Raw genomic sequence first — 20,208 nt, forward strand, 5'->3', positions numbered from 1 at the left:
CCTCGGTGGTCCTAGAATCGGTGGCATGACTGTCACCCCTGATCTTTCTCCCAAGCCCCGACTCCTGGTGGTCGGCGGCGGCTACGCCGGCTTCCACATCGCCAAGTCCCTGCAGACGAAGATCAAGGAGCGCGGCGGCGTCGTGACCGTGGTCGACCCGCTGCCGTACATGACCTATCAGCCCTTCCTGCCGGAGGTCGTGGGCGGTCACATCGACGGCCGTCACGCCGTCGTGGACCACGCCACCCACCTGAAGGACGCCGAGCTCGTGCGCGGCGCCGTGGTGAAGGTGGAGCACGCCCGCCGCACCGCCACCGTGCAGGGCCCGGACGGCTCCGAGTTCGAGGTGCCCTACCAGGACATCGTGATGACCGCCGGCGCCACCACCCGTACCTTCCCGATCCCGGGCCTGGCCGACGCCGGCATCGGCCTGAAGACCGTCGAGGAGGCCGTCGCCCTGCGCAACCAGATCCTGGAGCGCCTGGACGCCGCCGCCCGCATGACCGACGGCGAGGAGCGCAAGCGCGCCCTGACCTTCGTGGTGGTCGGCGGCGGCTTCGCCGGCGTGGAGGCCATCGCGGAGATGGAGGACCTGATCCGCAACGCCGTCTCCCGCAACCCGCAGCTGTCCCAGTCCGAGGTCCGCATCGCCATGGTCGAGGCCATGGGCCGCATCATGCCGGAGGTCTCCGAGGACCAGGCCGAGCAGGTCGTCGAGCACCTGCGCGGCCGCGGCATCGAGGTGCTGCTGAACACCTCCCTGGGCAACGCCGAGGGTGGCGTCCTGGAGCTCATCTCCATGGCGGACAAGTCCGTGGTGGAGCGCTTCGGCGCGGACACCCTGGTCTGGACCGCCGGCGTGGCCGCCAACTCCGTGGCCAAGTCCACCGACTTCCCGGTCGAGGAGCGCGGCCGCATCGAGGTCACCGCGACCCTCCAGGTCAAGGACGGCGAGAACGGCGTCCTCGAGGGCGCCTGGGGCTGCGGCGACGTCTGCGCCGTGCCGGACCTGACCGGTGCCGGCCCGGGCGGCATGTGCGTCCCGAACGCCCAGCACGCCGGCCGTCAGGCCAAGCGCCTGGTCGCCAACTACCTGGCCGTGCGCCACGGCGAGGGCGAGGTCCAGGAGTACGAGCACAAGTCGCTCGGCGCCGTGGCCGGCCTCGGCTTCGGCAAGGGCGTCGGCAACCCGATGGGCGTGAAGCTCTTCGGCCCGCTCGCCTGGCTGGCCCACCGCGGCTACCACGCGATGGCCCTGCCGCAGCTGGAGCGCAAGGCCCGCGTGCTCGGCGGCTTCGTCATGGAGACCGTCTTCGGCCGTGACACCACCGCCGTGTTCGACCTGGAGCGTCCGCGCAACGCCTTCCTCAAGGCCGCCGGCGGCACGCCGGTCCTCGGCCGCTTCGCCAAGAAGCAGCTGGAGGACAAGGAGAAGGCCTCGGCCTGATCCGGTGAACACCACCCCCTGACGTCGCCTCCCGTGCGGGGCGCCTCGGGGGACCACGACGACGGCGGCCTCCCCTGTCGCAGGGGACGGTCGCCGTCGTCGCATCGTCGCCTCCTCGGCGGCGCGCCCCACGGTGCGTCAGTCAGGGGAGCGACGGCCACGCCCCCGTGGCCCAACTGGCAGAGGCAGGCGACTTAAAATCGTCTTCGGTGCGGGTTCGACTCCCGCCGGGGGCACGCGACGTCCCGTCGGGCATCCGACACGCTGCGCAGCAGCGGAGGGTCCGCCGCGGCCGCCGCCGTCCGCTCTCTGTGAACACGGTGTCCCAGGATGCAGAGAATTCGCCCGGTGACCTGCCCGGACGCGCGGGGGACCGGTAGACTTCCAGACAGGAAAACGTCCCGCCGTCCGCCGACGGGTGCCTCACGCAGACGCAGCCCCGGCGCGGTCCGGGCCGAGTCGATCGTGAAGGAGCACACCGTGGCGAACCCGGTGATGAACAGCCGCAACTTCCAGGAGCAGATGGGCGGCGGACAGCAGCCCGGCTGGTACGGCGGCGGTCAGCAGACCCAGCAGGACCCCCACATGCAGCAGGGCCAGGGCGGCCCGTACGGCCAGCAGTACCAGGACCAGTACGCGGCCACCCAGTACGCCCAGCAGCAGGGGCGCGAGCAGCGTCTCGAGGACATGTACAACGCCCCGGCCGCCCACGCGGGCGACACCGGCCGCATGACCTACAACGACATCATCGGCAAGACCGGCATGTGCCTGGTCCTGGTGGTCGTCGGCGCCGTCGTCGGCTGGATGTTCCCGAGCATCGGCATCGTCGGCGCGATCGTCGGCCTCGTGCTCGGCCTGGTCAACTCCTTCAAGAAGGAGCCGTCCGCTCCGCTGATCCTGGCCTACGCCGGCGCTCAGGGCCTGTTCCTCGGCGCCCTGTCCATGATGTTGGAGTACCAGTTCTCCGGCATCGTGATCCAGGCCGTCCTGGCGACCCTCTCCGTGTTCGCCGTCGTGCTGGCCCTGTACTCCTCGGGCAAGTTCCGCCCGACCCCGAAGATGACCAAGATCTTCATGGTCGCCATGCTCGGCTACCTGGCGTTCAGCCTCGTGAACCTCGTGGTGTCCCTGCTGGGCGTCACCGACGGCATGTTCGGCCTGCGTGACGGTCCGATCGGCCTGATCATCGGCGCCATCGCCGTGCTGCTGGCCTCCTACTCGCTGGTCATGGACTTCAACATGGCGGAGCAGGGCGTCCGCAACGGCGCCCCGCAGAAGTACTCCTGGACCGTGGCGTTCGGCCTGACCGTCACCCTGATCTGGCTGTACGTGGAGATCCTGCGCATCATCGCGATCCTGCGCAGCAACGACTGACACGCAGAGCCCGGGCGGCACCCGCCGCCTCCGGCCCCGGAGCCCCCGTCCTCCCCGGACGGGGGCTCCGTCGTGTCTGGGGATGTGGGAGGCGGACGTGAGCCTGTCCACAGTCCGGGCCGCGGGGTCGCCCCGCCGCGCGCACAGGCGTAGCCTCAACCAGAGTCCGTTCTCCGGCCGCATCGGTCGGAGAGCACCAGGGGTGAGGAGAGAGACGTGGAGCCGAACGAGCAGGGATCGCTCGCGGAGGACACCGCCGCCACCGGCATGCAGTACCGCCTGGAGCGGGGTCGCGCCGAAGCGGTCGTGGTGGGCCTGGCCGGCGCACTGCGCACGTACCGCGTGGGCGGCGAGGACCTCACCGAGCCCTACGACGAGGACACGATCCCGCCGGCCGGCAACGGCATCCAGATGACGCCCTGGCCCAATCGCGTGGCCGACGCGCGCTGGGAGCTGGACGGCCGGACCCAGCAGCTGGACGTCACCGAACCCGCTCGTGGCCATGCCAGCCACGGCCTGCTGCGGAACACCCAGCTGATGCTGGAGTCCAAGACCTCGCACCGGGTGAGTCTGCGCGGCGAGATCCACCCGCAGCACGGCTGGCCCTTCCGCCTCACCCATCGCGTCTCCTACACGCTGGAGGCGGACGGCTCGCTGACCGTCGCCCAGACGCTCACCAACCACTCGCCCCAGGCCGCCCCCGCCGCCTTCGGCAGCCACCCGTTCCTGCGGCTCGGGGACGTCCCCTCAGCCGAGCTCACCCTCACCGTGGACGCGGAGCGATGGATCGAGGCCGACCCCCAGACCCTCATCCCGGTGGGCACCCGCGAGGCCGCCGGCACCGCATTCGACTTCCGGCAGGGACGGCAGGTGGGCTCCGCTCCGCTCGATGTCTGCCTCACCGGTCTCACCGCTGCGGAGGGCGGCCGGCACGAGGCCCGTCTCACCGCTGCCGACGGCCGCACCCTGACCCTGTGGTCCGACCCCGTGTTCGCCTACACCCACGTGTTCGTCACGGACCGCCTGCCGGGCCGTGACGCGGCCGTCGCGGTGGAACCGATGACCGCCCCCGCCGACGCCCTGAACTCAGGACAGGGCCTGCGCTGGCTTGAGCCCGGGCAGAGCCTCACCGGCTCCTGGGGACTGATCCCGCCGGCCGGCGAGGACACTGCCGACACCGACGAGAGGACCACCCGCCGATGACCACCCCCGCCTCCACCGCACGCCGCGTGGACCGCGACGTCCCGTACGGCCTGACCGTCGCCGCCGCGTGGTCGTGGCGCGTGATCGTCATCCTGGTCATGGCCGGTGTGCTGATCTGGCTGCTCAGCCACGTCAGCCTCTTGGTCATCCCCGTGATCGTGGCCGGACTGCTCGCCACGCTGCTGAGTCCGGTCTACCGGTGGATGGTCGGCATGCGGACCCCGCCGATCCTGGCCTCGCTGCTGTGCGTGCTGCTGCTGATCGTGGTGGTCCTGGGTCTGCTGTTCCTCTCCGGCCAGCAGCTGGCAGTGGGCTTCGCGGACATGTCCGAGCAGGTCGGCCAGGGCATCGAGGCCGGACGCCGCTGGCTCGAGTCCACCGGCATCCCGATGCCGTGGCAGGAGGGCAACGGCGGCTCCAGCGTCCAGGACATCCTCAACACCGTGCGGGAGAACTCCAGCACCATCATGGGCGGTGCCATCTCCTTCGGCTCCACCGCCGCCAATGTGCTGGCCGGCACCGTCATGGCGCTGTTCACCCTGATCTTCTTCCTCTACGACGGCGGCCGCATCTGGGCGTTCATGCTCCGCTTCGTCCCGGCCGCCCGCCGTGAGGCGATCGACAACGCGGGCCACTCCGGCTGGCGCGCCCTCGGCTCCTACGTGCGGGTGCAGATCTTCGTGGCCTTCGTGGACGCCGTCGGCATCGGCCTCGGCGCCTGGCTGCTGGGCGTGCCGCTGGCGTTCCCGCTGGCCGTGCTCGTCTTCCTGGCCTCCTTCATCCCCATGGTCGGCGCGGTCCTGACCGGCGCCCTGGCCGTCCTGCTGGCCCTGATCACCAACGGCATGTGGAACGCCGTCTTCATGCTCCTGGTGGTGCTGCTCGTCCAGCAGCTCGAGTCCAACGTGCTCCAGCCGCTCGTGATGGGCAAGGCGGTCTCCCTGCACCCGCTGGCCGTGTTCCTCGCCGTGGCCGGTGGCTCCGCCGTCCTCGGCCTGGTCGGTGCCGTGTTCGCCGTGCCGCTGCTGGCCTTCGTCAACGCCTTCGTCCGCGGACTGACGGGTGAGGGCCCGCATGTGGGCGTCGACGACGAAGCGCTGACCCTTGAACCGGGCGACGAGGCCCGCAGGCCGGACCCGGACGGCCAGGACCGCTCCGTGCGCCGGGAGAAGGCCCTCGTGGCCTCGCACGGGATCGCGGCGGAGGAAGCGGCCGCGGACGCCGGCATCGACCCGTTCGAGCGTCGCCGGGACGGCGAGGACGCGGGCGAGCCCGGCGCCGGACAGGATGCCGAGCGCGGCGACGACTCCGCAGGCTCCCGCCGCGCCGAGGACGAGGGCCGCGCATGAGCATCGCCCGCCGTCGCCCCCGTCCTGACGAGCTGCCCCGGTGGGTCCGCCCGGCCGTGCCCGCCGGTACCGGCGCGACGTCGCAGGCCTCTGCGTCCGGCCCCGGCTCCGGCGCACAGTCCGGCGCCGCCCCCACGCTGCCGGTGACCCTGGCCGACGTCCGGGCCGCCGCCGAGACCCTGCGGGACACCGCCCTGACCACCCCGCTGCTCACCGCCCGCGCCCTCGGCCGGGACGTGGGCACCGAGGTCTACTACAAATGCGAGAACCTGCAGCGGGCAGGCTCCTTCAAGGTCCGCGGCGCCTATGTCCGGATGGCACTGCTGACGGAGGAGGAGAAGTCCCGCGGCGTCGTGGCCGCCTCGGCCGGCAACCACGCCCAGGGTGTGGCGCTGGCCGCCCGCCGGCTCGGCATCCATGCGCGCATCGTGATGCCGCGCGGCGTGGCCCTGCCGAAGCTGCAGGCCACCCGGGACCACGGTGCCGAGGTCGTGCTCTACGGCACCACCGTGGACGAGTCCCTCGCCGAGGCCGAGCGCTACGCGGAGGAGACCGGCGCGGTGTTCATCCACCCCTTCGACAACCCGGCGATCATCGCCGGGCAGGGCACCGTGGGCCTCGAGATCCTCGAGCAGCTGCCGGACGTGGACACCGTGATCATGGCGATCGGCGGCGGCGGTCTGCTGGCCGGGGCGGCGATCGCCCTCAAGGAGTCCGCCCGCGAGGCCGGGCGTGAGATCCAGGTGATCGGCGTACAGGCCTCGGACGCGGCCGCCTACGTCAGCTCGCTCGAGGCGGGGAGCGTGCAGTCCCTGCAGGGCGTGAGCACCATCGCCGACGGCATCGCGGTGGGCCGTCCGGGGGCCGTGCCGTTCGAGGTCATCAGTTCCCTGGTGGACGCCGTGGTGACCGTGACCGACGACGAGATCGCCGAGGCCATCGTGCACCTGATGGAGCGTTCGAAGCTCGTGGTGGAGCCCGCCGGCGCCGTCGGTGCGGCCGCACTGCTCTCCGGGCGCGTGGGCGCCCTGGGGATGGACCTCGGCAAGACCGCCGTGGTGCTCTCCGGCGGGAACATCGACCCGATGCTCATGCTCAAGTCCATCCAGGTCGGCCTCGCCTCCAACGGCCGCTACATGGGCGTGCGCATCCCGTTGCGGGACCGCACCGGCGAGCTCGCCACCATCTCCCGGCTCATCGCGGACGCCGAGGCGAACGTGGTCCGCGTGGACCACACCCGCGTGGGCCCGGAGTTCTCCATGGGCGGCGTGCACATCACCATCGACATGGAGACCCGCGGGCACGAGCACTCCGAGCACGTGCTCGCCGCGCTGCGCGAGGCCGGCTACGCCCCCGAGCAGCTGTACTGACGCCGGCAGTTGTACTGACACCGACCGTCGCGTACACGACGAGGGCCGCACCGGACATCCGGTGCGGCCCTCGCGGCGTCACGGCGTCGGGGGACTCGGCCCCTGTCACCCGGCGATGCGACTCAGTGCTCGGCCTTCTGCGGCCCGGCGGCCAGCTTGGCCTTCGCCGCCTTCTCGGCCTCCTGCTCGGCGGCGTGGGACTTCGCGGCGGCCTCGTCCACCGTGGCGGCGCGCTCGGTGTCCTCGGCCGGGCTGCCGGAGGAGGCGTCCTCGTGGCTCTGCAGGGTCTCGAGCGTGGCCGGGAGGGCTGCGGCGGCGGTGTTGCCGGCGAAGGAGGAGGTGGCGGCACGCAGGGCGCGCACGTGGCGGTCGTCCCGGGTGAGGCGGTTGATGCGGCGGCTGAGCTCACGGCGGCCGTGCTCGGCCTCGGCGCCGGGGATGAGCACACGGGCGATGTTCAGCGCGTCCAGGGTGCCCAGCAGCAGGGAGGTGGACGGGGTCATCGCCTCCTCGGAGTGAAGAGCGGTGCGGACCTCGTCGATCACCTCGTCGCGGGCGCGGGTGGACTCCGGGCGGATCTCGGTGTTGAGCAGGCCCTTCTTCTCCTTCACGAGCGTGCCGCGCTCGATCAGGTGCTTCTCCAACGGCTTCTGCACGGCCGGCTTGCCCTTCTTCACGAGGGCGTGAAGCGGTGTGCCGTCCAGGCCGTCGACCTGACCCAGCACGGCATCCAGGACCGGGTGGCCGGTGGTGCCTGCGGACACGACGCGCACGCGGGCCTGCGCCGGCTCCGCGTCCTGCTCGACGGCCACGATCCCGGCGTCGGCCAGGTCGACCAGCGCGGCGGCGGCGAGGGCGTTCTTGTGCGCTTTCGGGGACTCGACGGTGCCGTCCGGGCGGGTCAGCATCAGGTGCATCTTCTCAACGGTGAGCATGCACTCAACCTAGCAGTGGGCACCGGGCTCGGCAGAGCCCGGGCGCACGGTACGTCCCCGCGTGCTCGACCTCCCCGGCCCCGCCCGCCGGACGACGACGGCCCCTTGCCCTCCCGTCCACGGCAGGTGCCGCGGAAGGGAGAGGGAGGGGCCGTCGTCGTGGTTCCGTCCGGCAGGGACGGTCAGCCACGGGGAGGGGATCAGGCGCGGTAGAGCTGGACGTCCAGGATCTCGACCGTGATCTCCTTGCCGTTCGGGGCCGTGTAGGAGACCTTCTCTCCCTTCTTGGCGCCGTTGATGGCCTCGCCGAGCGGGGAGCGCTCGGAGTAGACATCGAGCTTCTCGCCGTCGTCGGCGATCTCGCGGGAGCCGAAGAGGAAGGTCATCTCGTCGCCGGCGACGGTCGCCTTCACCACGGTTCCCGGGTGCACGTGGCCGTCGTTCTCGGCGGCCTCGCCCACGGTGGCGGTCTCGAGGAGGTGCTTGAGCTCGGCGATGCGGCCCTCGTTCTTGGACTGCTCCTCGCGGGCGGCGTGGTAGCCGCCGTTCTCCTTCAGATCGCCCTCCTCGCGGGCGGCCTCGATGCGGTCGATGATCTCCTGGCGGTACGGGCCGGAGATGTGCTCGAGCTCCTTGGAGAGGCGGTCGTAGGCCTCCTGGGTGAGCCACGGGGCGTCGGCAGAGTTCGTGGTCATGCTGACTCCTTCCATTCGGGTCGGTGCCCGGTTCTTCGTCAGGCACTCGTGGGCGTCGGCGCCTGCACTGCCTGCAGATGACAAGAACCCCGCCGGTGTGTCCGGGCCGTGCGGTCCGCGGTCCGTTCCTCGACCACGTTCCGACGTCCACCGAGAGACACATGCGTTCGGCGGGGCAGAAAGCGCTGGGTCCGACTATACCAAGTGGGGTGAGCCACAGGGATCTGTGACGGCCCTGAGCCGCCCTTGTCAGCCGCGGGCGAAACCCCGGCGGGGGCGCGTCAGAGCGAGCGGCAGGTGTGGACCACGCCGGTGTTGCCGCGGACCACGGTGCGCACGTCCACGGTGTAGGTCCAGGTGTCGTCGCCGGGGGCGGAGCGCTGCTCCGGCTCGAGCCCTGAGACCAGCACGGTGCGGAAGCCGACGGGGGCTGCCTGGGCGTCCTGGACCTCCACGTCGCACTCGGCCTGGGTGTCCGCAGGCGCGCTGACCTGGAAGGTGACGCGGGTCAGGTGGTCGTCCACCACCTCGAAGCCCACATCCTTGTAGGTGATCTTGCCGATGGAGGTGGAGAGCGCGAACCAGGCGGTGACCAGAACCGCCGCCACGACCGCGAGGGCGGCCACCAGACGCACACGCCGCGAGACCCCTGCGGACGGGCGCCGTTGAGCGCCTCCGTAGCGGTTGGCTAGGCTTTCCTCCGGCGTGTCGCCGGTGGAGGCGTGCGGTGCAGCGGTGGGAGAGGCCATCGGCACCAGCCTACCGTCGGGCGGACCCGCGCCGCGTTGCCCCACGGCATCGTGACGGGTCCGGCCAGGCCGCCGCACATCCGTTCCCGTCAGGAGTCCCGCCCGTGAGCGACAAGCACACCGCAGACCCGGCCGTCCCCTCGGCCGGTGGCATCCCGGTCGGCCACACCGGCCGCCACAGCGTCTCGGAGGCGGTGGAGGCGCGCCCGGGCGCCACCGTGCCGCCGTCCCCGGGCCTGCGCCTGATGGCCGTGCACGCGCACCCGGACGACGAGTCCTCGAAGGGCGCCGCCATGATGGCCGCCTACGTGGACGCCGGGGCCGAGGTCATGGTGGTCACCTGCACCGGCGGCGAGGCCGGAGACCTGCTGAACCCGCTCTACGAGGACACCGTGGCCTGCGACCGGGACATCACCGCGGTGCGCCGCGTGGAGATGGCGGAGGCCCAGGCCGCCCTCGGTGTGGAGCACGAGTGGCTGGGCTTCCACGACTCCGGCCTGCCGGAGGGCGACCCCGTCCCGGAGCTGCCGGCGAACTGCTTCGCCATGACCCCGCTGGAGACCGCCGCCCTGCCGCTGGTCTCGCTGATCCGCCGCTTCCGCCCGCACGTGCTGATCTCCTATGACGAGGTGGGCGGCTACCCGCATCCGGACCACGTGATGTCCCACAAGGTCACCGTGGAGGCCTACCGCGCTGCGGGCCTGGCGGACGAGTACCCGGAGGCGGGGGAGCCGTGGGAGATCTCCAAGCTCTACTACGACCGCGCCTTCAACCCGGCGAAGTTCCGCACCCTGCACGAGGCCTACACGGCGGCCGGCGAGGACTCCCCGTTCGCCGACCGCCTCGGCTGGTACGAGAAGATGGAGCGCCTCCGCGAGGTCCGCGCCCGGCAGGCCGCCGGCGAGGACATCCCGGACCCGGAGGACGCCCCGGCCTGGTTCATCCCGGACCACGCCGTCACCACGCAGATCCCCGTGGCCGACTACCTGGAGCGCCGGGACGCCGCGCTGCGTGCCCACCGCACCCAGGTGGACCCCACCGGCTTCTTCTTCGCCGCCCGCAACGAGGTGCTGCGCGAGGCCTGGCCGTGGGAGGACTACGTGCTGATCGACTCCCGCGTGGAGGTCGACCTGCCGGAGCACGACCTCTTCAACGGCGTCCGCTGACGACCCGCCGGTAGACTGGACCGCTGTGACGACCTGGACCTGTCTGAACTCCGCCCTGCTCACGCTTCAGGCGCAGGCGCCCTCCCCCGCGGTGCCCGAGCCGAGCCTGCGCCCCGGCCTGGACGAGGCCGACATCACCCCGGGCGTGGTGGGCTTCCTGTTCACCGCGCTGATGGTGGTCATGGCGATCATCGTGCTGCGTCTGATGGTGCGCTCCGTGCGCCGCGTGCAGCTGCGCTCGCCCGAGGCCGAGGAGATGCTCGTCGAGCGCAACCAGCCGCGCCTGACGGCGGAGCAGCGCACCGCCGGCGAGGGCATCGATGCCTCCGGTGAGGACCGGCTGCAGCGCCTGCGCAAGAAGTACCCGGGCTACCTGGACGAGCCCACCCCGGAGCCGCAGGAGCCGGACACCGGCCGCTGAAGTTCCACCCCTGATGCGCTGAGGGCGGAGGGCTGCCACGGCCCGGCGTTTCGGGGAAGAGACACGGTCACCCGGTAGATGCGGCCCGGTGCCGCCACGGCCTCGCGTTTCGGGGAAGAGACACGGTCACGTTCTGCGATCTCAACACCGTGTCTTGCCCTCACGTGCGCAGGGGTGAGGCCGTCCCGTCAGCCGGCCCCGAGCACGCCGAACATGATCGCGATGTAGTGGCAGACGAAGCCGCCCACCGTGAAGGCGTGGAACAGCTCGTGGAAGCCGAACCACTCCTTGTGGAGGGACGGCGCTTTGAGCGCGTAGAACACGGCGCCCACGATGTACGCGGCACCGCCGGCGCAGATGAGCACGGCGGCCGGGACGTTCGCGGCGAAGAAGTCCCCGATGTACAGCAGCGCCGCCAGGCCGAGGCACACGTAGACGGGCGTGTAGAGCCAGCGCGGGGCGTGGGTCCAGAAGACGCGGAACAGCACGCCCACGATCGCGCCGCCCCAGACCAGGGACAGCAGCAGGAGGGCCTTGTCCTGCGGCAGCAGCGCGATGGACAGCGGCGTGTAGGTGCCGGCGATGACCAGCATGATGTTGGTGTGGTCCAGGCGCTTGAGCACCAGGGAGACCTGCTCGTTCCACTGGACGAGGTGGTAGGTGGCGGAGACGCCGAACAGCAGCAGGCCGGTGGTCGAGTACACCACCGAGGCCCAGGTCAGCGCAGTGCCGGGGGCGAGGACGATCAGCACGATGCCCGCGACCAGCGTCAGCGGTACCATGACGGCGTGGATCCAGCCGCGCAGACGGGGCTTGAACAGGGGGTCGGACGGGTCGGTAACGCGGGCGATCCGCCAGCGCGAGGGCGGGGCCACGGCGCCGTCGGCGGCGGGGGCCAGGCGATCGCCGGCCACGCGTCCGTCATGGTCCGTGGCGAGCGCCCCCGTGGTGGGGATGTCAGGACGGGTGCTCATGGCCCCATCCTTCCACCGCCGCCTGGGCGTGGGCCGCGTATTCTGTTCATGACCGGATGCGCGTCCGCGTGGCGACGCCCGGGTGAGCCCGAGCGGGCTTCGAACCGAGCAGGCTTCGAATCAGACAGGAGTGGTCCGCGTGCGCCAGCCCGAGGTCGTCTACCGCATGTACGAGCGGCGCCTGGCCCAAGACCTGGACCCGGAGCGCATGCCGCGGCACATCGGCGTGATGGTGGACGGCAATCGCCGCTGGGCCCGGGCGTTCGGTGCCTCCACCCAGCAGGGCCATCAGGCCGGTGCGGACCGGATCATCGAGTTCATCGGCTGGTGTGACGAGCTGAGGATCCCGGTGGTCACCCTGTACATGCTGTCCACGGACAACCTGGCCCGGGATCCGCAGGAGCTGGCCCCGCTGCTGGAGATCATCAAGACGACGGCCCGGAGGCTGGCTGAGCCGCAGGACGGCCGTCTGCGGGCTCGGGTGCAGCCGGTGGGTGCGGTGGACCTCCTCCCGGAGGACCTGGCCGCGTGCCTGACGGCCGTGGCCGAGGAGACGAAGGACAGCGAGGGCATCCACATCAACGTGGCGGTCGGCTACGGCGGCCGCCGGGAGATCGTGGACGCGGTGCGCGAGCTGCTGGTGGAGGCGGACGCGCAGGGCCGTTCGGCGGCGGACGTGGCCGCGGAGCTGTCCGTGGACCAGATCTCGGACCGTCTCTACACGCGCGGCCAGCCGGACCCGGACCTGGTGATCCGCACCTCCGGCGAGCAGCGTCTGTCTGGGTTCCTCATGTGGCAGTCCGCGTATTCGGAGTTCTATTTCTGCGAGGCCCTGTGGCCGGATTTTCGGCGGGTGGACTTCCTCCGCGCGCTCCGGGACTACGCCTCCCGCCAGCGCCGCTTCGGGGCCTGACCGACCGCCTCAGCGGATGCCGGCGCGCATCTCGGCCCGCTCGAGCCAGGACGGGCCGCGCTCCCGGCGGTCCTTGCGCCCCCACAGCAGGGCCAGCACGAGCCCGGCGAGGAAGCCGGCGATGTGTCCGGTCCAGGACAGGCCGGCCTGCGGGATCATGCCGAGGAGGGTGCCGCCCAGCAGCGGCAGGGAGACCAGCAGGGAGACCACCACGGCGATCCAGCGCCGCGCGACGATGCCGTAGACCAGCAGGAACGCGGTGAACGCGTAGACGATGCCGGAGGCGCCGATGTGCACGCCGGGGGTGCCGATCAGCCAGTTGATCAGACCGGAGCCGAGCCAGGTCCAGAGCATGAGCCGCAGCGGGCGTCGGGAGACCACGGCGGCCACGGGGGACAGCACGAGCAGGGCGGTGGTGTTGCCGATCAGGTGTCCCCAGCCGCCGTGCAGCAGCGGGGAGAAGAGGATGCCGTGCAGCCCGTCGAGCCGGCGCGGGATGAGGCCGAACCCGGACACCAGTGCGCGCCCGCCGACCATGCCGAGCAGCCCGCCGAGCCACATGAACGCCAGCAGGAACACGGACGGGGCGAACCAGCGGATCAGGTGGTCGCGCCACGGGGGGCGCTCGCGCACCGAGCCGTCGCGTCCTCGGGGCGCGGGCTGGTCGCCGAAGCCGACCGAGTCGAATCGGTCGGGGCTGTGGTGGTGGGTCATGTCGGCCTCCTGCGGTCCAGTCTAAGCAGACGCCCGCGCAGGTCTTCGCCTGCACCGAACGCTGCGGTCACCGGCCCGTCACCGCCGTCACCGGGGCTTCACGCGACATTCATCCGGTGTGTCTGACGGGGCCGGTCCGCCCGCTTCTAGCGTGAGAGGCATCCGGACAGGCAGGGGCGTCGAGGCCCCGGCGAGGAGGCACACGTGCAGCAGACCACCCATCCCGTCCAGGCCGGCGAGGAGCGCGGCCGAGACCGCCTCAGCGTGGGAGATCGGACCTATGTGCTGGACACCTCGGTGCTCCTGTCCGACCCGCGGGCGCTGCTGCGCTTCGCCGAGCACGAGGTGATCCTGCCGCTGGTGGTGATCTCGGAGCTGGAGCACAAGCGGCACGACCCGGACCTGGGCTACTACGCCCGCTCCGCGCTGCGCCTGCTGGACGAGCTGCGCACGCAGCACGGCGGGCTGTCCCAGGATCTGCCGCTGAACCCGGAGGGCGGAACGCTGCGGGTGGAGCTGAACCACATCTCCACGGACGTGCTGCCGTTCGGCATCCGCGGCACGGACAACGACTCGCGCATCCTGGCCGTGGCCAAGTCCTTCGCGGACGAGGGACGGGACGTGACGGTGGTGTCCAAGGACCTGCCGATGCGTGTGAAGGCCTCGGCCATGGGCCTGGCCGCGGACGAGTACCGCAACGACCAGGTGAAGGACTCCGGCTGGACCGGCACCGTGCAGCTGAGCGTGGAGGAGGCCGCTGTGGCCGCCCTGTACGAGGACGGGTCGGTGGACCTGGAGGACCTCCTCCTGCCGGCCGTCTCCGGCCTCTCCCTTCCCGACGACGGCGCCCTCACCTCCACGGGGCTGCTCACCGTGGGCGGGGGCCTCGCCTCGTCCGAGGACCTGCCGGTGAACACCGGGCTGGTGCTGACGAGCCCGCGAGGCTCAGCACTGGCCCGCGTCGGGCAGGGCGGTCGTGCCCACCTGGTGCAGGGGGACCGGGAGGTCTTCGGCCTGCAGGGCCGCTCAGCGGAGCAGCGACTGGCGATCGACCTGCTCACGGATCCGTCCGTGGGCATCGTGTCCCTGGGCGGGCGCGCCGGCACCGGCAAGTCCGCCCTGGCCCTCTGTGCCGGCCTCGAGGCCGTGATGGAGCGGCGCGAGCACCGCAAGGTGGTCGTGTTCCGCCCGCTGTACGCGGTGGGAGGCCAGGAGCTCGGATACCTGCCCGGCAGCGAGGCCGAGAAGATGAATCCCTGGGCGCAGGCGGTCCACGATACGCTCTCGGCCGTGGTCTCGGAGAACGTGATCGACGAGGTGATGGACCGCGGGCTCGTGGAGGTCCTGCCCCTGACGCACATCCGCGGGCGCTCCCTGCACGACTCGTGGGTCGTGGTGGACGAGGCGCAGTCCCTTGAACGCAACGTGCTGCTCACGGTGCTCTCCCGCATGGGCCGGAACTCCAAGGTCGTCCTCACCCATGACGTGGCGCAGCGGGACAACCTGCGGGTCGGCCGGCACGACGGCATCGCGGCCGTGGTGGAGACGCTCAAGGGGCATCGGCTGTTCGGGCACATGACGCTGACCCGCTCCGAGCGCTCGGAGATCGCCGCTCTGGTGACCGAGCTGCTCGAGGAGCGCGGCCGCTGAGCTCCCCGGAGAAGACGCCGCAGACGTGAAGACGTGAGCAAGACCCCGCAGACGTGAAGAAGACCCCGGAGACGTGAAAAGGGGCCGCTGCATGGCAGCGGCCCCGGGCGGGGGTGCTCGGCCCCGTGGAGGGGGGATGTGGGACCGAGGAAGCCCGCCACCATGGCCCCTTGAAACGGGATCGAGGCCATGGGGTCTTTCACGGTCGAACCGGATGTCATTCCGTGCTCGACTGCCACCAGCCTAGCCGCCTGTGGGCAGACCGTGCAACAGTCTCTGTGGACAGATCACCTTCGAATCCGCTGTGTCTGGCAGAGTGGGGTCCATGGGGTGGAACGCGACGTCCGGAGGATGGGGGACGGCCGTTGTGGGAGCGGCCGAGAGCGGCCTGATCGCGGGACTGGCCTGGGCGGCCGTGTGCGCTGCGGTCCTGTTCGCCACAGATCTTCGTGAGCACCGGCTCCCGAACCGCTGGACCGGGGCGCTCGCCGTCGGGGGAGTGCTGACAGCCATCCTGGTCGCAGCGCTGTCCGGGGACGCGTCCGTGCTGCCGACGGCCCTGCTCTGCGGGGCCGGCTACCTGGCGGCGATGCTCCTGCTGCACCTGCTCACCCGGGGTGGCCTCGGCATGGGGGACGTGAAGCTCGCCGGTGGCCTCGGCCTCTATACGGGTGTGCTCGGCCCCGGCGCCACCGTGGCCGCCGGAGTGCTCGCGATCCTGCTCGGCGGGCTCGTGGCGGCCGTCCTCGTGCTGCTGCGCCGGGCACGGGCCTCCACACACCTGCCGTTCGGGCCGCCCATGCTTATCGGCGCCGCGGCGGTGCTGTCCACCGCCTTCCTCTGAGCCTGTCCACCGCCTTCCTCTGCGCCCCGAGCGGCAGACGATGCGTCGGCCGGCACCGCCCTCGGGATGAGACTCGCCATGGCCGGCACGGCGTCGGGTGACGGTGCGGCAGCCGGCGAGCGGCCGTCGTCGTGAAGAGGCCCGGCACACGTGCAACGGCGCGGCCCCTGAAGAAGGGGACCGCGCCGTCGCAACGGGACAGGTGCCGTCAGGCACCGGCCGGGATCACTCGCCCGGGTGGGTCATCGACATGGTGTCCAGCGCCTTGTCCAGCTGCTCCTCGGTGACCTCGCCGCGCTCCACGTAGCCGAGGTCGACGACGGCCTCCCGGACGGTCATCTTGTTGGCCACGGAGTGCTTGGCGATCGTGGCGGCGGCCTCGTAGCCGATCACCTTGTTCAGCGGGGTGACGATGGACGGGGAGGCGCCGGCCAGGAAGGTGCAGCGCTCCTCGTTGGCGGTCAGGCCGTCGATCATCTTGTCCGCCATCACGCGGGAGGTGTTGGCGAGCAGGCGGATGGACTCGAGCAGGTTGGCGGCCATCACCGGGATGCCGACGTTCAGCTCGAAGGCGCCGTTGGTGGAGGACAGGGCCACGGTGGTGTCGTTGCCGATCACCTGGGCGCACACCATGATGGCGGCCTCACAGATCACCGGGTTGACCTTGCCCGGCATGATCGAGGAGCCCGGCTGCAGGTCCGGGATGGCGATCTCGCCGAGGCCGGTGTTCGGGCCGGAGCCCATCCAGCGCAGGTCGTTGTTGATCTTCATGATCGAGTAGGCGATGGTGCGCAGCTGACCGGAGGCCTCCACCAGGCCGTCGCGGTTGGCCTGGGCCTCGAAGTGGTCGCGGGCCTCGGTGATCGGCAGGCCGGTCTCCTCGGCGAGCAGCTCGATCACACGGGCGGAGAAGCCCTTCGGGGTGTTGATGCCGGTGCCGACGGCGGTGCCGCCGAGCGGGACCTCGGCCACCCGGGGCAGGGAGGCCTCGACGCGCTCGATGCCGTAGCGGATCTGCGCGGCGTAGCCGCCGAACTCCTGGCCCAGGGTCACCGGGGTGGCGTCCATCAGGTGGGTGCGGCCGGACTTCACGATGCCCTTGAACTCCTCCGCCTTCTTCTCCAGGGAGGCGGCGAGGTGCTCGAAGGCCGGGATCAGGTCGTTGATCAGGGCGCCGGTCACGGCGACGTGCACGGAGGTGGGGAACACGTCGTTGGAGGACTGGGAGGCGTTCACGTGGTCGTTCGGATGGACCTCCTCCTCGGAGCCGGCCTCCTTCAGGGTGCGGGTCGCGAGGGTGGCGAGCACCTCGTTGGTGTTCATGTTCGACGAGGTGCCGGAGCCGGTCTGGAACACGTCGATCGGGTAGTGGTCGTCATGGGCGCCCGAGATGACCTCGTCGGCGGCCTTCACGATCGCGTCCGCACGCTCCTGGGAGATGATGCCCAGCTCGGCGTTCGCCTTCGCCGCGGCCTTCTTGACCTGCGCGAGGGCGTGGATGTGGGCCGGCTCCAGGGTCTTGCCGGAGATCGGGAAGTTCTCCACGGCACGCTGGGTCTGGGCGCGGTAGAGGGCGTCCACCGGGACCTTCACCTCGCCCATCGTGTCGTGCTCGATGCGGTACTGCTGCTCGTTCTGTGCGCTCATGTGACCGAGTCTAGTCCGCCCGGGCAGGGCGGGAGAGGGGCGTGGGACTGTTGCGCTCCGATCGCTGCGGCGCAGGTGCACGGCGGCCTCATGCCGGCCGGCACGCGGACATCAGTCGATGTCGCCGAGCACCCGTCCGAGGGTGGTCTCGCCGTCCGCCAGCGAGTAGGTCAGACCGATGACCGCGGTGCGGCCGTCGCGCACGGCGCGGTAGAGGTGGCGGGAGGACTCCACGAGCCGGTCGCAGGTCTGGTCCACGTGCTCGGCCACGGTGCCGTCCACGTCCGTGATGCCCTTGCGCTGTGCAGCGAGCACGGACGGGGTGATGCGCTCGACCAGGGAGCGGATGAAGCCCGGGGGCATCCGGCCGGTCTCATAGGACTCCACCGCGGCGGTGACGGCGCCGCAGGAGTCGTGGCCCAGGACCACCACGAGCGGGATGTCCAGCACGTCCACGGAGTACTCGAGGGAGCCGAGCACGGCGTCGTCGATCACCTGGCCGGCCGTGCGGATCACGAACACGTCGCCCAGGCCCACGTCGAAGATGATCTCCGCGGCGAGCCGGGAGTCCGCGCAGCCGAAGATCACGGCCTTCGGGTGCTGTCCGGACGTCAGCGAGGAGCGGTACTCGGCGCCCTGGTTCGGGTGGCCGGGGGTGCCGGCCACGAAGCGGTCGTTGCCCGCCTCGAGCATCCGGTAGACCTCGCCGGGCGTCAGCCGCGGCTCGGAGGGGGACTGCGGGGTCGGAGTGCTGGCCATGGGGATCCTTCCGTGCGGGCCGCGGCGTCGGGCGGCGCCGTCCGAGGCCTATGGTGCCACGGCCGGACCGGCGGCCGTGCCCGTCCGGCGTCATGTCTATCAGCGGACCGCCGTGAGGTCCGTCACCGGGCCGCCGCGGTCACGGACTCGGCGAGCTCGCGCATCACGGACTCGTCGCCGGTGACGGTGAGCACCACGGTGGTGCCGTCCACCTCGCCGACCCAGAACAGGTCCTTGCCCTCCGGGTCGTGCGGGGTCCAGGAGACGCCTCCGACATCCACGGAGTCGCCGGCCGGGGACTGCTTCACGCGCATGGCGGTCCAGGTGGGGTTGGCCTCGGCGGCCTGCTCCAGGCCAGCGAACACGTCGTCCGACACCACCCAGCCGACGTCCCACGAGGAGACGCCGTCCCGGGTGGTCCAGCGGGCGTAGTTGGATGTCCACCCCTCCGGAACGTCCGGGGCGACGGCGGGGACGCCCTCGGCGGCGCGGATCTGCTCGGCCGTCTCGGCCACGTCGATGCGGTCCTGGCGCTCCGGGGCCGGCGGAGGCGGGGCCAGCAGCAGGAAGGCGGCCACCACGGCCATGAGGAACAGGGTGGACAGCAGCATGGCCACGGAGCTGGAGGTCGCCCGCTTGGCCTGCTTCTCCGTCAGCACCGGACGCGGCGCCGCCTGGAGGTCGGCCTCCGAGGAGTCTGCGGGCGCCGCGGCGCGGCCGCCGTCCGGCCCTGCACCGCCTGCGGGCGCGGTGCGGGCGGGGTCGGTCACGTCGGGATGGTTCTCGCTCGAGCTCACCCGTGCATTCTGCCACCCCGGGCACGGCAGGCCCGTAGGATGGAGGCGGGGCAGAGTGGCCCCGGCGCCGACCCGCGAGCAGGACCGGCGCACCGCGATCTGGATCGGAGAGACATGGGCACCGCGTCCACGCAGAACACCGGGTACGAGAACCACGTGCCGGACCGCAACCTCGCCATGGAGCTGGTGCGGGTGACCGAGGCCGCGGCGATCGCGGCCAGCCCCTGGGTTGGCTACGGGGACAAGAACAAGGCCGACGGCGCCGCCGTGGATGCGATGCGCTCCTTCATGGACACCGTCAACATGGACGGCGTGGTGGTGATCGGCGAGGGCGAGAAGGACGAGGCGCCCATGCTGTTCAACGGGGAGAAGGTCGGCGACGGCACCGGTGCCCCGGTGGACGTGGCCGTGGATCCGATCGACGGCACCCGCCTGACCGCCATGGGCTACAACAACGCCCTCTCCGTCTTCGCCGTGGCCGAGCGCGGCACCATGTTCGACCCGTCCGCCGTGTTCTACATGGACAAGCTCGTGGTGGGCCCGGAGGCCGCCGACTTCGTGGACATGCGCCTGCCGGTGAAGCAGAACGTGAACCTCGTGGCCAAGGCCCTGGACAAGCCGGTCTCCCAGGTGACCGTGTGCGTGCTGGACCGTCCCCGCCACGATGAGCTGGTCGCACAGATCCGCGAGGCCGGCGCACGGGTGAAGTTCATCCTGGACGGCGACGTCGCCGGCGCGATCGCGGCCGCCCGTCCGGGCACCGGCGTGGACATGATGATGGGCATCGGCGGCACCCCGGAGGGCATCGTCACCGCCTGCGCCATCAAGGCCACCGGCGGCGTCATCCAGGGCCGGCTGGCCCCCACCGACGATGCGGAGAAGCAGAAGGCGATCGACGCCGGCCTCGACCTCGACGCCGTGCTGACCACCGAAGAGCTCGTGACCTCCGAGCACTGCTACTTCGCCGCCACCGGCATCACCGACGGCGACCTGCTGCGCGGCGTCCGCTTCCAGGACGGCCGCGTGCACACCCAGTCGATCGTGATGCGCTCCAAGTCCGGCACCGTCCGGACCGTGGACGCCGAGCACGACGTGGCCAAGTGGTCCAAGTGGCTGCAGAACGCCCGCTGAGCCACATCTGAACGGCTCCGCCGGCCGGATCACGACGACGGCCCGGTCCCCTTCGCGGGGACCGGGCCGT

The 20,208-nt window shown here is 71.4% G+C and carries 19 protein-coding genes and 1 tRNA gene; 12 read left to right on the forward strand and 8 right to left on the reverse strand.

Annotated features, from left to right (window positions below):
* Window positions 1-25: 25 nt before the first annotated feature.
* The 6 genes from FM125_RS10295 (at window position 26) to ilvA (ending at window position 6,743) form a co-directional block, all read left to right on the forward strand.
* Window positions 26-1,447, forward strand: a complete 1,422-nt coding sequence (locus tag FM125_RS10295) for an NAD(P)/FAD-dependent oxidoreductase (protein WP_067188088.1) — start codon at window positions 26-28, stop codon at window positions 1,445-1,447.
* 161 nt (window positions 1,448-1,608) lie between these two features.
* Window positions 1,609-1,683, forward strand: a tRNA-Leu gene (locus FM125_RS10300).
* Between the two features lie 259 nt (window positions 1,684-1,942).
* Window positions 1,943-2,821 carry a Bax inhibitor-1/YccA family protein gene (locus FM125_RS10305; RefSeq protein WP_425435830.1) on the forward strand — a complete coding sequence of 293 codons (879 nt, stop codon included), beginning with the start codon at window positions 1,943-1,945 and terminating at the stop codon, window positions 2,819-2,821.
* A 216-nt stretch (window positions 2,822-3,037) separates the two neighbouring features.
* Complete coding sequence (locus tag FM125_RS10310; RefSeq protein WP_342743430.1) at window positions 3,038-4,024, forward strand: aldose 1-epimerase family protein; 987 nt, start codon at window positions 3,038-3,040, stop codon at window positions 4,022-4,024.
* The gene (locus FM125_RS10315; RefSeq protein ID WP_087134540.1) at window positions 4,021-5,373 is read left to right on the forward strand and encodes an AI-2E family transporter; all 1,353 of its coding nucleotides are present in this window, start codon (window positions 4,021-4,023) and stop codon (window positions 5,371-5,373) included. Before FM125_RS10310 ends, FM125_RS10315 begins: the two co-directional genes overlap by 4 nt.
* The gene (gene ilvA / locus FM125_RS10320; protein WP_087134541.1) at window positions 5,370-6,743 is read left to right on the forward strand and encodes a threonine ammonia-lyase; all 1,374 of its coding nucleotides are present in this window, start codon (window positions 5,370-5,372) and stop codon (window positions 6,741-6,743) included. Before FM125_RS10315 ends, ilvA begins: the two co-directional genes overlap by 4 nt.
* 122 nt (window positions 6,744-6,865) lie before the next feature.
* On the opposite strand, the gene FM125_RS10325 is transcribed toward ilvA, so the two are convergent.
* From FM125_RS10325 to FM125_RS10335, 3 genes are all read right to left on the reverse strand, one after another.
* On the reverse strand, window positions 6,866-7,678 hold the full coding sequence (locus tag FM125_RS10325; protein WP_070638768.1) for a GOLPH3/VPS74 family protein: 813 nt from the start codon (window positions 7,676-7,678) through the stop codon (window positions 6,866-6,868).
* A 200-nt stretch (window positions 7,679-7,878) separates the two neighbouring features.
* Window positions 7,879-8,373: a transcription elongation factor GreA gene (gene greA, locus FM125_RS10330; protein WP_067188102.1), complete on the reverse strand. Its 495-nt coding sequence runs from the start codon at window positions 8,371-8,373 to the stop codon at window positions 7,879-7,881.
* Between the two features lie 281 nt (window positions 8,374-8,654).
* Window positions 8,655-9,122 carry a DUF4307 domain-containing protein gene (locus FM125_RS10335; RefSeq protein ID WP_070638770.1) on the reverse strand — a complete coding sequence of 156 codons (468 nt, stop codon included), beginning with the start codon at window positions 9,120-9,122 and terminating at the stop codon, window positions 8,655-8,657.
* 245 nt (window positions 9,123-9,367) lie between these two features.
* On the opposite strand from FM125_RS10335, the gene mca reads away from it, so the two are divergent.
* Complete coding sequence (gene mca / locus FM125_RS10340; protein ID WP_067188307.1) at window positions 9,368-10,288, forward strand: mycothiol conjugate amidase Mca; 921 nt, start codon at window positions 9,368-9,370, stop codon at window positions 10,286-10,288.
* 25 nt (window positions 10,289-10,313) lie between these two features.
* A complete protein-coding gene (locus FM125_RS10345) occupies window positions 10,314-10,709 on the forward strand; it encodes a hypothetical protein (protein WP_067188109.1) in 396 nt (131 codons plus the stop codon).
* Window positions 10,710-10,897: 188 nt separating this feature from the next.
* Here FM125_RS10345 and trhA read toward each other — a convergent pair whose 3' ends face one another.
* Window positions 10,898-11,683: a PAQR family membrane homeostasis protein TrhA gene (trhA, locus tag FM125_RS10350; protein ID WP_082739467.1), complete on the reverse strand. Its 786-nt coding sequence runs from the start codon at window positions 11,681-11,683 to the stop codon at window positions 10,898-10,900.
* Window positions 11,684-11,822: 139 nt separating this feature from the next.
* Between trhA and FM125_RS10355 the strand changes: the two genes are divergently transcribed.
* Window positions 11,823-12,596, forward strand: a complete 774-nt coding sequence (locus FM125_RS10355; RefSeq protein ID WP_067188112.1) for an isoprenyl transferase — start codon at window positions 11,823-11,825, stop codon at window positions 12,594-12,596.
* 9 nt (window positions 12,597-12,605) lie between these two features.
* Here the strand turns inward: FM125_RS10355 and FM125_RS10360 are convergent, their stop codons facing one another.
* A complete protein-coding gene (locus FM125_RS10360) occupies window positions 12,606-13,310 on the reverse strand; it encodes a rhomboid family intramembrane serine protease (RefSeq protein WP_087134542.1) in 705 nt (234 codons plus the stop codon).
* A 264-nt stretch (window positions 13,311-13,574) separates the two neighbouring features.
* On the opposite strand from FM125_RS10360, the gene phoH2 reads away from it, so the two are divergent.
* Window positions 13,575-14,960, forward strand: coding sequence for an RNA 5'-3' helicase PhoH2 (phoH2, locus tag FM125_RS10365; protein WP_245830010.1), 1,386 nt, complete (start codon window positions 13,575-13,577; stop codon window positions 14,958-14,960).
* Window positions 14,961-15,285: 325 nt separating this feature from the next.
* Complete coding sequence (locus tag FM125_RS10370) at window positions 15,286-15,804, forward strand: prepilin peptidase (protein WP_087134543.1); 519 nt, start codon at window positions 15,286-15,288, stop codon at window positions 15,802-15,804.
* A 225-nt stretch (window positions 15,805-16,029) separates the two neighbouring features.
* Here FM125_RS10370 and FM125_RS10375 read toward each other — a convergent pair whose 3' ends face one another.
* From FM125_RS10375 to FM125_RS10385, 3 genes are all read right to left on the reverse strand, one after another.
* Entirely contained in the window at window positions 16,030-17,451 is a 1,422-nt protein-coding gene (locus tag FM125_RS10375; RefSeq protein WP_087134544.1) for a class II fumarate hydratase, read from the reverse strand.
* 111 nt (window positions 17,452-17,562) lie between these two features.
* On the reverse strand, window positions 17,563-18,210 hold the full coding sequence (locus FM125_RS10380) for a carbonic anhydrase (protein ID WP_067188121.1): 648 nt from the start codon (window positions 18,208-18,210) through the stop codon (window positions 17,563-17,565).
* Window positions 18,211-18,332: 122 nt separating this feature from the next.
* A complete protein-coding gene (locus FM125_RS10385; RefSeq protein WP_245829976.1) occupies window positions 18,333-18,980 on the reverse strand; it encodes a DUF4245 domain-containing protein in 648 nt (215 codons plus the stop codon).
* A gap of 141 nt (window positions 18,981-19,121) precedes the next feature.
* Between FM125_RS10385 and glpX the strand changes: the two genes are divergently transcribed.
* Complete coding sequence (gene glpX, locus FM125_RS10390; RefSeq protein WP_067188124.1) at window positions 19,122-20,138, forward strand: class II fructose-bisphosphatase; 1,017 nt, start codon at window positions 19,122-19,124, stop codon at window positions 20,136-20,138.
* Window positions 20,139-20,208: the final 70 nt, after the last annotated feature.

It is taken from the genome of Micrococcus lylae, from assembly GCF_900163825.1.
Taxonomy (GTDB): domain Bacteria; phylum Actinomycetota; class Actinomycetes; order Actinomycetales; family Micrococcaceae; genus Micrococcus; species Micrococcus lylae.